This window comes from Winogradskyella vidalii, from assembly GCF_013403955.1.
GTDB classification, from domain to species: Bacteria; Bacteroidota; Bacteroidia; order Flavobacteriales; family Flavobacteriaceae; genus Winogradskyella; species Winogradskyella vidalii.
The window spans coordinates 1,316,812-1,330,468 of record NZ_JABFDG010000001.1 but is presented as its reverse complement, the minus strand read 5'-3'; the positions used below and the strand labels follow the sequence as shown (position 1 = coordinate 1,330,468).

Here is a 13,657-nt window from a genome sequence, read left to right as displayed (position 1 = left end):
TTTCTACTATTTACACAAAATTTAAAAATGCAATAAAGCCCTGTATTTAGGTTAACTATAATCATTAACTAAGTTAATAATTTTTATGCGACCTATTAGTTTAATCTCAACATATTTTCTTTACGTAACAAAAGTTACAAATGAAGCATCTTAATTCCATTATTTTTGAAATTCGTGAAAACTAAAACCTACATAGCTGCTCTATTAGCATTTGTGTTTTTGGCTAAATTTATTGCCATAGATGCCAATGCTTTAAATATACTCTTTGATGGTAACAACATCTCTTTTGTAAAACCTTTTTGCAAAAAGAAAAATGCTCCAAAATTAGCGGGTCAAACAATGGATTTTTCTCAAGCTGATTCAATGACCTCTCAGGACATTCTATTCAGTGGTTTTTGCACCTCTCAGTTTCAATTTGAACTATTGTCTTGGACAACCCATACTATAAAACCAATTACAGTTTTTAACGATTATCTTACTTCTAGATTAAGTTACCGCTATCTAGAAAGCGTATCTCCTCCTCCTCGTTTGGCTTAATTTCATTGGACCTGAAATTCGAAGTCTGAATTTCTTAAATAGCTTTATAAGCTACTTTAAGAAATCACTTCAGCAAACAAATCTTTTTTACATTTTAATAATGACGACAAACATTTTAATAAGTCGCCGTTCCATACAACTATTACGAATTTTAGTTAGTGGTATTTTCCTCGTTGCAGGAGCCAACCACTTACTACATATTGAAAAAACAGCAAAACGCATTGAGCAAGCCAACTTTAAAGGCATTGCCTATTTTTTTGGTGAGCCTCAATTGCTCATTGTGCTTTCAGGAATCGTAATGATTGTAGCAGGTTTTCTATTCTTAATAGGTTACAAAACCAAATGGGCTGCAATAGTATTAACGGCTATTTTAATTCCAATAACATTAACCGTTCAAGTCGGACAAATAACCACACTTGGACCATTATTTAAAAACATCGCAATTTTAGGTGGACTTCTGTTTTTTATTCTGAATGACACCGACAACCTTTTAAAAACAAAATAATCATGAAAAAATATCTTCTTAGAACCATCTTTTTAATAGTCGCTTTAGTAAGCACCATCAATCTACAAGCACAAAACACAGATACAACCAAAAACAATTATATAGTAGTCACTAAAAAAGTGCCTCAATTTCAACCCATAATCTTAACTGCAGAAGCGTTAAAAGCTGAAGAAGGAAACGACTTTGGTAATTTTGAAATTCTTATTTGTGGTCAACTTATTGGCGACATTACTGATGCTGATAAAATGGGGGATTTTATTGAAAAAGCAGAAAAAGCTGGCGTTACTATCGTGGCTTGCGGATTTTCATTAAATAAATTTAAAGTAGACAGAGCAACGGTTCCTAAAGCCATTAAAATTGTTGAAAACGGAATTTTGTACAATTTTCAACTTCAAAAACAAGGGTATAAAAGTCTAAGTTTATAATTGAGAAAGTCATAGCAAATCAATGCCTTTTTACTAAAACAATATATACGAAAACATGAAAAGTAATAACAAAATAATATTAAAAATCGTCTTCCTTTTAGGCATATTAGCCATAACGATTTCCTGTAAATCGGAAAAAAAGAATCAAACGACAAATATTAATGCGACTAAAAGCGACACCTTAAGCATTACCATTTTACAAACAGCCGATATTCATGGACAGTTAGATACGCATCCCGAACTATTTTGGGAAAACGATAAAATTGAGTTTAAAAATCGTGGTGGCCTTGCTAACATCAAAACACTTTTTGACAAAGAACGTGAAGCCAACCCAAATAGAACCATCATTGTAGATGGTGGTGACTTAATCCAAGGAAGTGGTTATGCTGCTTTATCTAAAGGTAAAGTGATGGAAAACGTCATTAAAAATATGGGTTACGACGTTATCATTCCTGGCAATTGGGAAGTGGTTTATGGTAAGGATATGATGCTAGAAATTATGAACGGTTATGAAACTGACGTCATCGTACAAAACATGTTTGATGACAACAATGAAAACCCATTATTTCCTGCGTATTCGGTAAAGGAAATTGATGGTGTTCGTTTAGGTTTTGTTGGTATCAATGACCCAGACGTTCCTGTAAGACAAAATCCTATTTTTAGTGAAGGCATTGGTTTTAGTGGACTTAATGACGAACTTAAAAAAATGGTGGACGACATAAAAGTCAACGAAAAAATAGATGTGCTTTTCTTGGTAACACATATTGGCATTTTTAAACAAGTTGAATTGGCAAGTAATCCCATTGCTGAACATGCAGATTATGTTTTAGGCAACGATACACACGAGCGTGTACGTGAGATGATTCAAGGGACATATGCTAAGGTTACAGAACCAGGTGCATTTGGTTCTTTTGTTGGGAAGTTAACCCTTCATTTTGTCGATGGTAAAGTGGTTGGTGATGATTATAATTTGATTGATGTGGATCCAGAAATCTATCCTGCAGATGAAAAAATTCAAGCACTTGTTGATAAGGCAAAAGCACCTTATAAAGATAATTTAGAAACTATTATTGGCTATACAAATACACCAATTTACAGATATCTAACCGTTGAAAATCCTATGGATAATATGATTACAGATGCTGCTCGTTGGAAAACGGGTGCTGACATTTCAATTTCTAATGGTTTTAGATTTGGAAATCCTATTGTACCACAAGACGGAAAACCTGCACCAATTACAAGAGCTAATTTATGGAATTTACTGCCTGTAAACGAGCCTGTAAAAACAGGAAAAGCAACAGGTAAACAAATTAAAGATTGGTTAGAAAAAGAAATGCATAATGCCTTTTCACAAAACCCAACCGAACGCTTTGGTGGTTGGCTAGTCCGTTTTTCTGGAATGGAAGTCGATTTTAATAGTCAAAATGACAAAGGTGAACGTATCTCTTCAATTACTGTAAAAGGGGAACCAATGCAAGATGACGAATACTACACTATTTCAGCCTGTGTACGTCCTGGTGACCCAATTGATAATTTATGTAGAATGGCGAATGTTAAAGATGTGGAAGTCAAAGACTACACGATTCATGAAGCTGTTGAAGAGTATCTTCAGAAAAATTCTCCGGTTTCGCCTACACTAGAAGGAAGAGCCTATTGCGAATATCTTGGTGAATATTCTTTTTCTACAGTGCCACAAACCGATTATGAGTTTCATTAAAAATTAAAATTATGACTAAAGAAAAAAAGAATATAAAGAAATCGTGGATTAAAAATGGGATTTTCATTGCCGTTGTCGCTGTACTTTACTTTACAGGTTTACACACCGAAGTTATTGGCTTTGCGCAACGTGGACTCCTAGAAACGGGTTTAATGAATCCTGATGTTGAGGAATTAGCGATAGCACGTCATAATAAAGATGAAAGCGATACGGCAAACTCTAAAAAGGCAGATTTCAACTTAAAACTTATGGATATTGAGGGAAATATAGTTTCGCTTGAAGATTTAAAAGGCCAAGTCATCTTCATGAATTTCTGGGCTACGTGGTGTCCGCCTTGTGTTGCTGAAATGCCAAGTATTAATAAGTTACATAAAGAAATGGGTGATGAGATCGCTTTTGTAATGCTGTCCTTTGACAAAGATTTTGAAAAAGCAAAAGCCTTTAATAAACGAAAAGGTTATGATTTCCCAACTTATAAACTCGCAAGTAACCTTCCTGAAATGTTTGAATCCACGGCATTACCAACCACCTTTGTTATAGACGCTAAAGGAAATTTAGCCTTAACACATAAAGGTATGGCAGATTATAACACTTCAAAATTTAAAGAGTTTCTAAACAGTTTAAAGTAAAGCTCTAAACAAAAAACCGCATTGAGATTATTACTCGATGTGGTTTTTTTTATCTCTTTAATGACATTAAGACTTTTTACCTACAAATCGTATGACGTCGGCCGCGCCTTTATGAAATTCACCTTCAGAAAGCGCTATCGTTTGTTCTTCTAATATAGAAAATTCCAAACCCGTAAATTCTTCCTTTATCTCTTCAAGAGAAAACAACATGTTTTCATTTTTAGGACCTCCTGAATTATGTTTTAATTGCGATTTTGCAAAGCCTTCAAAAATGAGTATTCCGCCTTTTTTTAAAAATCCTAAAATGCGTTGGTGTGCTTGTTTACGGATGTCTGTTGGAAAATGAACATAGCTTAAGCCAATGACATCAAATTGCGTAGAACTATGATATTCTAAAACACCTTCTACTTTATAATCTATAGAAACATGGTTTTGCTCCGATAATAGCATCGCCTTATCTTTTCCTTTCTCACTAATATCAAAAGCTGAAACTGTCCAACCTTGTTTTGCGGCATACACCGCATTACGACCTTCTCCTTCGGCAGGTAAAAGTAAAAATCCTGCTTGTAAGTGGTCTAATTGTTCTTTAAAAAATGTATTGGGTTCTGTACCGTAAATAAACGCTTCGTTACCAAAGCGGTCGTCCCAAAATTCTGCTGGATTATTCTTCATAAGGTATTAAATAAATCGTCTTGTTTTTGTTTTATAGGTTGAATATTCAGAAAATGTGTTCAATAAAAGTTGTTCTTCATAAATAGATTTAAAATAAAATAGGAAGCCTAAGGCTAGAAAAATTATTAATTTAAATACTGAGGCTTCATACACCGCATAGCCTAATGTGATTGCTAAAATACTCGTATAAATTGGATGTCTGGCAATAGCATAAGTGCCGTTGGTTAGCAATTTCGCACCTGCAATTGGCGTCGGAAATGGCGATAGTTTTGTGTTTATCTGTAACACTGCTATACCTCCAAATATAAATCCCATAACAGCCATAATTAAACCTGAATATCTTAGCCATTCCGAAAGGTCTATGGCTATTATTTTAATGGGAACCACATATGCCACAAAAAGCAAAACCTGAATAACAACAAATATATAGTCTTTTTTTGTTGGCTTTTCTACTATCAATTGCTGTCGCTTTTTAATCCTGAAATTTCGTAACTAAATCACTTAAATCGAACACATCAACTTTGCCTGTAATATTTGAAACAATACTGCTTCCGGCTGCACTTCTGTATCCTCCGGCACAATGCACTACAATTGGTTTATCTGTTGGAATTTCACTTTTAGCATCTCTTAATTGATGAAGCGGAATGGCTAAAGCATCCTTAAATATTTTCCCGTCGTTGACTTCACTTTTATTTCTGACATCAATTATAGTGTACTTATTTTTATGGTTTTCAAAATCCTTAAAATCAAGAATTTCAGATACATCATAATCCGTTTCACCTAAAGTTAGTAACCCAATTAATTGTTTTTCGTAACCAATTTTAGCAATACGAGACAGCATTTTATCGCGATTTTCTATAGAATTGATGATTAAATAAAAGGCTTCATTTGGTTTTACAATAGACCCTAACCATGTTTCAAATTTATCGTCTTCGGTTTCAGCAATTATATTAATACTGTTGGGTACGTGGTTGTTTTTAAAATCGTCTTTGCTTCGCGTATCAACAATTAAAGCTTCCATATTTTTGAAATCAGTCACTTTAAAATGAAACGCTGGTACAGCCACACATAAATCAAGTTTTTCGGCACCTTGTTTATTAATATCTACATTAAATCCAAAATAAGATGGAATAAATGGCTGATCTTTTAAAATATGAGCCACAAATTGATCTTCAGTTAAATTTTTAAATGCCCAATTTTCATTGCGTTCTTTTCCTAAAGTACTAGACTTATCTGTACTCATGTTTTTTCCACATAAAGAACCTGCACCATGTGCTGGGTAAACGATTGTATCATCTGGTAAATGATTGAATTTATGCGTCATGGTGTGGTACATACGTTTTGCTAATTCTTCTCTTTTAGCTTTCATGTTACCGGCTTTTTCTCTTAAATCTGGTCGACCAACATCACCAATAAACAAAGTATCTCCAGAAAACATCGCGTGGTTGTTATCTTTATCTGCTGCTATAATGGTAATACTATCAGGTGAATGGCCTGGCGAATTAATTGAAGAACAGGTAACCTTTCCTATTTTAATGGTATCTCCATCATCAAAAGTTTGATGAGGATAATCTGCGCCAACCAATTTGCTAACGAATATTTTAGCGCCGGTTTCTTCATGTATTTGTAGGTGACTGCTAATAAAATCAGCATGTGGATGCGTTTCAAAAACCGCTACAATTTTAGCCTTGTGCTTTTCTGCTAACTGATAATAGGGTTTCGGGTCTCTGGATGGGTCTACAACAGCCATTTCATTATCACTTATAATCGCATAAGAATAATGTGCTAATGGCTTGTCTTCGAATTGTATGATGATCATGGTTTTTCTTTTTTGAATAATTTATAAGATAAAAAAAAGCAATTTAATCTTTCATTTCATGCTCTAATTTTAACAGTATTTTAGAGGACTTTTTTAAATCTACATCTAAGAACTAATTTGCTTAAAAAACTGCTTAAAAGTTGATAAAATAATGTCGTTTTGAGCGCCATTAAAAATATAATTCATACTGATTTTTAATCCGTACTCAAGTTGACTAATTAATTATTGATTAACTTTTAAGCAGTATATTACTCTAATTGTTTTATTTTTTAAGAATTTCGCCCAATACTAAATCTTTATCAAGCTTCTTAGTACAGAAAAACCAATCTTTACAATCTAATTCTTCAGTATCTGTCATTCGTTCTTCTGCAACACCGCAAGATCCTGCAGGTGAAACAATAACATCGTCACCAGGATTCCAATCGGCAGGTGTTGCGACATTAAATTTATCTGAAGTTTGCATCGCTATTAAAGCTCTATAAAGCTCATCAAAATTACGGCCTAAACTTAGTGGGTAATAAATAATAGCTCTCACGATTTCGTTAGGATCGACAAAAAAGACCGCTCTAACCGCTTGTGTTTTACTTTCGCCTGGCTGAATCATTCCATATTTCTTAGCAACTTCCATAGAAATATCTTCAATTAAAGGAAACTTAACTTCAATGTTTTCCATGCCGTTAAATTTGATTTTATCCTTAATTGTTCTTAACCATGCAATATGGCTATACAATCCATCAATAGATAAACCAATTAAATTACAATTAGCTTTTTTAAATTTATCTTCCAAATGTGCAAAGGTCATAAACTCTGATGTACACACGGGTGTAAAATCGGCAGGATGACTAAATAAGATTGACCACTCCCCTTTATAATCGGATGGAAAATTAATCTCACCTTGTGTTGTTACTGCTTTAAATTCTGGTGCTTTATCTCCAATTCTTGGCATTGAAAATGTTTGCTCTTCTTTTATTATTTCGTTTGTATTCATAACTTATATTATTAATTTAACTTATAACAAATATAGAACACAATAGAATTTAACTATGTAACTTAAGTTACTGTAGCGGCATAATTTAGCTAAAAAATTAAAAGTGCTAAGAAAAGGTATTAGCACTATTTGGTAATGCGGATGTAAGAACTACAGCAATTAAAGAAGGCAGAACGTAATATTAAGGTATAGATAGTTTTGCACCTCATAAAAAAGTAAAATACAGTCATAAAAAAGAGGGTAGCCCACTATAAACTACCCTCTTTTTAAAATATAATCAGCTATTAATTAATATTTTCTGTATTATTCTCTTCACCTAGATTGTTTGACGCATCAATACTTTCTGATACATCTTTAGGTTTACCACCCATTAAAAAATTGATTAATATCCCTACTAAGGCTATACAAACTAGCGCAAAAATGGCAATCATCACTACGCCTGTATTCCAACTATATAATGCAATGTGGTGTAAAATCATAATACAAATTTAAAGTGTAAATATAAGATGAGAGTTCATAATCAAATATGATAATTATCATAAAACCCTCTAAATATTAAAAAAAAAAGAGCTTGATTTAATATTTTAATAATCTGCTTTAATTATTTGATATTACATTAATAATAGCTTCTTTTTGTAATACACCAGACTGTCGCCAAACTTGCGTACCGTTTTTAAATAATAACATCGTTGGCACACCTCTAACTTGATATTTTGAAGCTAATGCTTGATTTTTATCCACATCAATTTTAATAATTGAAACCCCTTCTCCTAATTCATCTTTTACCTGTTTTAGAATGGGACTCAACATTTTACATGGCCCACACCAATCGGCATAAAAATCGACTAAAACGGGGTGATTTTGATTTATTATTTCTGAAAATTTACTCATACCTGACTTGATTTTTATTTATTAAATGTAATACTCCAAATCCCTCTAACCTGATTAATATCATAACCTATTGCTTGATCCATAGGGTATAACCTCTTAATATTTGTTAGGGTTGATTGCTTCAATGTTTCGTTGGGTTTTCCATGACATTGCAGACACATGTTATTAGTCGTTATTGGATAATAAACTTTCACTTTATCATCCAATTCTTTTACTAAGGGTTGCGGCTCTTGGTTGTTTGCAATTACGTGTTTAAATTCATTTAAGTACTCTAATTCTTCCGCATTAGCTTTATTATTAGAATTTCTGGGCTTATCAGTCACACGTTTAATGACAGCCTTATGTACCACAGCCATGCTATCTGTTAATGGATAGGCTTTTACATTACAAAATGCTAAAGCTTCTAAAACGCCTTTACGCTGAATTGTTCCCATTAAATTTTTTCCTAATACCGCTTTAGTCGTTAGTGCATACTTTAAACCACGTTCACCATAAGGCAAGTTTTCAAAATTTGTTTGGACTACTGAGCTACCTTGGCGTTTCTGTTCTCTTTGCACCTGTCTGTTACCATTTCTGCGCGCTTCGTTATAATGCGCTTCAAACCAATTGGGTTGATCTATTTCAAAATCGTACATGTAGTCTGAAATTTGAGCAATGGTTTCTTCTGGATAATGTTGGTAAGGCATCACACCAAAACGCTTTACCGCACCTGGCATTTTTGCATCGTCTATGTTTGGATTTTCAATCCAAGTTTGCATGGCCGCAACAAAGTCCGCCTTAGTGGTGTTTTTGCTTATATAATGCCGTTTTATAGCCACCATTGGCGGTCCTATTCTATCGGTTTCACTTGCTGTTGGACTATGACATAGATAACAGTTGGTTTCCATTAATTTTTTTCCAGGATGCTTGTTGGCTAAACTCTGCTTTTCTAATTTAGATTCGTCTTTCTTTTTTTTATCATTACAACTAAAGGCAAATACTACGAGTAAGGTTAATAAGATTAATTTTTTCATATCTAATTATTTATAAAGTTATCCTGCTACACAATTTAAAAGAGATTTTACTCTTAACGCAAACGTGTTATCATCTCCAATAGAAGGATAGCCTAAATCTTTTAATCGCTCTTTTACTTTTATCGCATTCATATTACTCGTATAATTAAATGTTACTTTACCTTCTTTTACATTAACATTTAAGTCCGAAATAAAATCAAATTCTCTTAACTTGGACTCAATAACATGTATGCTAGCCTTATATTTTAAATTTTGAACTATCACTGAAGTCTTCATTCTTTTATATTTAATAAGCAGTCTAAAATCTTAAATAAGAGAATTACGTTTTTTTAAGTGAATTCCACTTTAAAAATCATACTACCTATTATTTACAGGATTTTACCCGAAAACAAATAACCTCCTTTTTAAACTATAAAACATGCTATAAAATCAGAGTGCTTTGTCTTTATTTATTGCTATTAAATTTACTGATTTTTGTAGAAATTTTATAGAAAAAAATGAAGATTTTATAGATTTAAATGACCTATATATTTATTACCTCTGCTTTTATTTATCGTTGCTTAAAATCACAATCAGATTTTAATTTAAATCCTATGTTGGATAAAAAATAGAGGCCTACTGGCTAAAATTCATATAATTTTAAAGTTACTAAGCCCAGAGCTATTACCCAGTAACTAATGTTACAGAAAACCTTAAATAAAAAATACAAGTAGTAGAAATGTTAGAAATATGAATTTATCTAATTAAATAATTCTTTAAACAGAATATAACTCCCCATTAAAAGAACAAACCAACCAAAACCTTTTTTTAAATTTTTTCCTGCGATATAATTAGATAAATACATCCCTAAGAAAATTCCTAAAATTGAAATAAAAGTAAAAATTAATAAAAAAGACCAATTCACAGATGTATTAATAATATCTCCTGTAAAGCCTATTAAAGAGTTGATGGCTATAATTAATAACGAAGTTGCGACAGCACGTTTTATTGGAATTTTAGCTAATAACACCAAAGCCGGAATAATTAAAAATCCTCCTCCTGCTCCTACCAAACCAGTAACAACACCAATAATAACAGCTTGTAAAACTAATAATTTATAACTTGGTCTTTTTTGAGAAACCGCGTTAGTTAAAGATTGAGATGTAATCATTGAATAAGAAGAAAAAAGCATTAACAAAGCAAAAAACAACATTATTGCAATGTTTTTAGTTAATTCAAAATCATCAATTGTCCATAACACATTAGGAATGGCAGGCACTAAAAATCTACGTGTTAAAAACACCACAGTAACTGCTGGTATAGCAAATGAAAATGCAGTTTTGTAGTCCACTAATCCTTTTTGCATATTTTTAATGGCACCCACCAAAGAAGAAGCCCCGACTACAAATAAGGAGTATGCTGTAGCCGTTACAGGATTAATAGTAAGTAAATATACTAAAATAGGTACTGTTAAAATAGAGCCACCGCCTCCAATTAACCCTAGAACTATACCTATAAATAAAGCGCCAAAATAACCTAAAATCTCTGTTAAACTCATGTCTAACAAAGCTAAAAACTATCTTCCCTCTGCGCTGTAACCAATGTTACAAAGTCACATGGCTTTTAAAAAAATTGTTTAAATATAGCTACTGTATATAAACCTCTAGCAGTTTAGCCTGTTGAGCATTAAAAACAACCTCTTTTGTGTTTGCCGGAATTAAAATAGTTTCTCCCATTTTAATCGATTCACTACTGTTATCTACGTTGATTTCTACAGCACCTTCTACACACATAAAAATCACAAAACTATCAAGGTTATTATAATCTTTATATTCCGTCCCTTTTACTTCAAAAATATTTGTTGTAAAAAAATCACAATTCACTAAATTACAAGTTTCCTTATCACTTAATTGGTAATTACGTTTTCCGTTTGAGGTAAAAGTTTTGGTAGCTTCTTGGGCTAATTTAGTATGTAATTCTCGTTGAACACCATCAGCATCTATACGATCCCAATCGTAAACGCGGTAGGTAATATCACTTGTTTGCTGAATTTCTGCCGCCAAAACACCAGCACCAATAGCATGAATTTTTCCTGCTGGAATAAAATAACTATCGCCTTGTTTTACTTTTTCAGTATTAAAAATAGCATCTATATTAGTGGCATTAATATCTGCTAACACACTTTTATCGACATCATCATTCTTTAGACCTAAAACAATTTCGGCATTATTATCACTATCCATAATATACCACATTTCTGTTTTTCCGAAAGATTGATGGTGTTCTTTAGCCATCTCATCATCTGGATGCACTTGTACAGATAAATTTGTTTTAGCATCTAAAAATTTTATTAGCAAAGGAAAATTTTCGCCAAAAGTGTTACTATTAGATACTCCTAAAAATTCACTTTTATATGTTTTTATTAATTCATTTAAGGTTAAACCTTTGTAAATACCATTAGAAACGGTAGAGACATTTTCTTTAACTCCTGATATCTCCCAGCTTTCCCCAATATTATTAGACGTTGAAGATTTATTTAAGAGTGTAGCGAGTTTTTCTCCTCCCCAAATTTTTTCTTTTAAAATAGGTTGAAATTTTATAGGATAAGTTTGCATGAGTTTCTAGAATTTTAGGGTTAAGTGGTTGGGGTTACTAGTAAAGAGCTTTCTATATGTTGTAAATACTCTACAACAGAAAAAACACTTTTAAACAATGTTTTTTTAATCTCTTGATCTTTTATTGTTTTTAAATTAAAGTCTATAATACCATCTTTATGGGTGCAAAAACTCTTAATAAGCGCATTTAAAGTTTGTTCTTCTGGTTTTAAAGCATTCACATTAATATACCCAATATGCTTTAAATTAAACTCATTAAACATATATCGTGCTCCTGCTTTGGTTGCTGCTATTTCAGATACAGAACGCTTAATTTCAATCACAGATACTTTTGTAGGACATGCTTCTTTAATGTCTTCTAATACGCTTATGGTGGCATCTTTGCTTTCATTATCTACAAAACATAAATCAATATACTCGGAGGCTTTAATTTGCTCTATAAAGAAGGTCGTATCAATGTCAGTTTCATTATTATGAAAAATTATTATAATTCCAATTCTCATTAATCGTTGTTATTAGATAAATTATGCAACCTCTAAGTTTTTAGGGGCATTACCATCTGATTTTTTTGATCTATAAACCCAAGCAATTTGTGCTAATTGACCAACAATTTTCACTGAATCTTTCATAGATAATTTAGAGCCATCGGCATGAATCCAACGTTTTAAAGGTTGTTCACATAGCATCGCTTTGGCCTTTTTTAAACCAAAATGGATACTCATTCTTTTAAAAATTTCAACATCAAAAATCCATTGTGTAACAAACTTTTCTCCAAATGCTATTTTAATAACATCCTTACTAAATATTTTAGCACCACATTGGGTGTCTTTGAAGTCCATTTTTAAAATCTTTCGGATAATGAAATTAATGGTTAGACTTATTATTTTTCGTGCCGACTCCTTAGTAATATTTGCTCCCATTCTAGAGATTCGAGATCCACTTACAATTTTAAAATCAGAGGTTTCAATCGTCTTAACTAAATCATCAAAATCAGCTAAATCTGTTGATAAATCGGCATCTAAAAAACCTATATAATCTAAATCTTCTTTTTTAGCCATATGAAGCATTCCTAAACGTACAGCTTCAGCTTTGCCTCCATTTTTTTCGCAATCATAAACCGTAATAAAATCTTCTCTTCCCTTTTGTAAATCTTTTAAAAGCTCTAAAGTTTTATCCGTACTTCCGTCGTTTACAAAACATAAATGATAACCAGAGTTTTTATCGATATAAGTAATAAATTCATCTCTAAATAATCGTTCTTCTTCATTATAACAAGGAATCACAACTCCTACACAGCGTTCTTGAATCATTACATCGCTTTTAACTACAGAATTTTGCGTTTCTGGCGCACCAATTAAACGTTTTACACGTGCACTGATTTCATTAAGGCTTAAAGGTTTTTTCATATAATCATTTATACCTAACTCAAATCCTTCTGTAATGGTTTCGTCTTGTGTATTTCCAGACAAAACCATAATTGGTGTCTGCGAATTCTTAGTTACTCTAATGTATTTTACAAAGTCTAAGCCAGATAGCCCTGGCATGTTAATATCTACAATTACTAAATCTGGATGAAAAGAATCGTATAATTCTAATCCTTTAGTAGCATCCGTTTCTATTTTTACCTCATAACCCAATTCAACTAATCTTTTTTCTAAAGGAAGTAATACTAACTGTTGGTCGTCTATGGCTAAAACTTTCATAATAAGTAGATTTTTATATTATTTGTTAAGTCAAAAGTACAGTAGAAGACAATTCTAAAATTCTAATTTAGCTTAACCTATAGACAAGTGTAGATGAATGGTAGATTTCTGTAGATAATTAAAAATAGAACCCCTATTTAAATTATATATCTTTACCATGTTGT

17 protein-coding genes are annotated in these 13,657 nt (G+C 32.2%); 5 read left to right on the top strand and 12 right to left on the bottom strand.

Going from position 1 to position 13,657, the window contains the following annotated elements:
• Nucleotides 1-174: 174 nt before the first annotated feature.
• From HM982_RS05680 to HM982_RS05660, 5 genes are all read left to right on the top strand, one after another.
• A complete protein-coding gene (locus tag HM982_RS05680) occupies nt 175-537 on the top strand; it encodes a hypothetical protein (RefSeq protein ID WP_317167418.1) in 363 nt (120 codons plus the stop codon).
• 100 nt (nt 538-637) lie between these two features.
• A complete protein-coding gene (locus HM982_RS05675; RefSeq protein WP_179352132.1) occupies nt 638-1,042 on the top strand; it encodes a DoxX family protein in 405 nt (134 codons plus the stop codon).
• A gap of 2 nt (nt 1,043-1,044) precedes the next feature.
• Entirely contained in the window at nt 1,045-1,467 is a 423-nt protein-coding gene (locus HM982_RS05670) for a sulfur reduction protein DsrE (RefSeq protein ID WP_179352131.1), read from the top strand.
• Nucleotides 1,468-1,522: 55 nt separating this feature from the next.
• Nucleotides 1,523-3,184 (top strand): bifunctional metallophosphatase/5'-nucleotidase, encoded by a 1,662-nt coding sequence (locus HM982_RS05665; RefSeq protein WP_179352130.1) that lies wholly within the window; start codon nt 1,523-1,525, stop codon nt 3,182-3,184.
• 11 nt (nt 3,185-3,195) lie between these two features.
• The gene (locus HM982_RS05660; RefSeq protein WP_179352129.1) at nt 3,196-3,813 is read left to right on the top strand and encodes a TlpA family protein disulfide reductase; all 618 of its coding nucleotides are present in this window, start codon (nt 3,196-3,198) and stop codon (nt 3,811-3,813) included.
• Nucleotides 3,814-3,879: 66 nt separating this feature from the next.
• Here HM982_RS05660 and HM982_RS05655 read toward each other — a convergent pair whose 3' ends face one another.
• The 12 genes from HM982_RS05655 to HM982_RS05600 all read right to left on the bottom strand — a co-directional run bounded on the left by HM982_RS05655 (nt 3,880) and on the right by HM982_RS05600 (nt 13,493).
• On the bottom strand, nt 3,880-4,485 hold the full coding sequence (locus HM982_RS05655; protein WP_179352128.1) for a class I SAM-dependent methyltransferase: 606 nt from the start codon (nt 4,483-4,485) through the stop codon (nt 3,880-3,882).
• A gap of 6 nt (nt 4,486-4,491) precedes the next feature.
• Nucleotides 4,492-4,944 carry a methyltransferase family protein gene (locus HM982_RS05650; protein ID WP_179352127.1) on the bottom strand — a complete coding sequence of 151 codons (453 nt, stop codon included), beginning with the start codon at nt 4,942-4,944 and terminating at the stop codon, nt 4,492-4,494.
• Between the two features lie 13 nt (nt 4,945-4,957).
• Nucleotides 4,958-6,304 (bottom strand): MBL fold metallo-hydrolase, encoded by a 1,347-nt coding sequence (locus tag HM982_RS05645; protein WP_179352126.1) that lies wholly within the window; start codon nt 6,302-6,304, stop codon nt 4,958-4,960.
• A gap of 262 nt (nt 6,305-6,566) precedes the next feature.
• The gene (locus tag HM982_RS05640) at nt 6,567-7,292 is read right to left on the bottom strand and encodes a peroxiredoxin (protein WP_179352125.1); all 726 of its coding nucleotides are present in this window, start codon (nt 7,290-7,292) and stop codon (nt 6,567-6,569) included.
• 284 nt (nt 7,293-7,576) lie between these two features.
• Nucleotides 7,577-7,771: a hypothetical protein gene (locus HM982_RS05635; protein WP_179352124.1), complete on the bottom strand. Its 195-nt coding sequence runs from the start codon at nt 7,769-7,771 to the stop codon at nt 7,577-7,579.
• Nucleotides 7,772-7,889: 118 nt separating this feature from the next.
• Nucleotides 7,890-8,183: a thioredoxin gene (gene trxA / locus HM982_RS05630; RefSeq protein WP_179352123.1), complete on the bottom strand. Its 294-nt coding sequence runs from the start codon at nt 8,181-8,183 to the stop codon at nt 7,890-7,892.
• A 14-nt stretch (nt 8,184-8,197) separates the two neighbouring features.
• A complete protein-coding gene (locus HM982_RS05625; protein WP_179352122.1) occupies nt 8,198-9,196 on the bottom strand; it encodes a Tll0287-like domain-containing protein in 999 nt (332 codons plus the stop codon).
• An 18-nt stretch (nt 9,197-9,214) separates the two neighbouring features.
• Nucleotides 9,215-9,472, bottom strand: a complete 258-nt coding sequence (locus HM982_RS05620; RefSeq protein WP_179352121.1) for a heavy-metal-associated domain-containing protein — start codon at nt 9,470-9,472, stop codon at nt 9,215-9,217.
• A gap of 463 nt (nt 9,473-9,935) precedes the next feature.
• Nucleotides 9,936-10,733, bottom strand: coding sequence for a sulfite exporter TauE/SafE family protein (locus HM982_RS05615; protein ID WP_179352120.1), 798 nt, complete (start codon nt 10,731-10,733; stop codon nt 9,936-9,938).
• Nucleotides 10,734-10,821: 88 nt separating this feature from the next.
• The gene (locus tag HM982_RS05610; RefSeq protein ID WP_179352119.1) at nt 10,822-11,790 is read right to left on the bottom strand and encodes a type I phosphomannose isomerase catalytic subunit; all 969 of its coding nucleotides are present in this window, start codon (nt 11,788-11,790) and stop codon (nt 10,822-10,824) included.
• A gap of 20 nt (nt 11,791-11,810) precedes the next feature.
• Nucleotides 11,811-12,293 carry a glycosyltransferase gene (locus HM982_RS05605; protein ID WP_179352118.1) on the bottom strand — a complete coding sequence of 161 codons (483 nt, stop codon included), beginning with the start codon at nt 12,291-12,293 and terminating at the stop codon, nt 11,811-11,813.
• Nucleotides 12,294-12,314: 21 nt separating this feature from the next.
• Nucleotides 12,315-13,493: a response regulator gene (locus HM982_RS05600; protein ID WP_179352117.1), complete on the bottom strand. Its 1,179-nt coding sequence runs from the start codon at nt 13,491-13,493 to the stop codon at nt 12,315-12,317.
• Nucleotides 13,494-13,657: the final 164 nt, after the last annotated feature.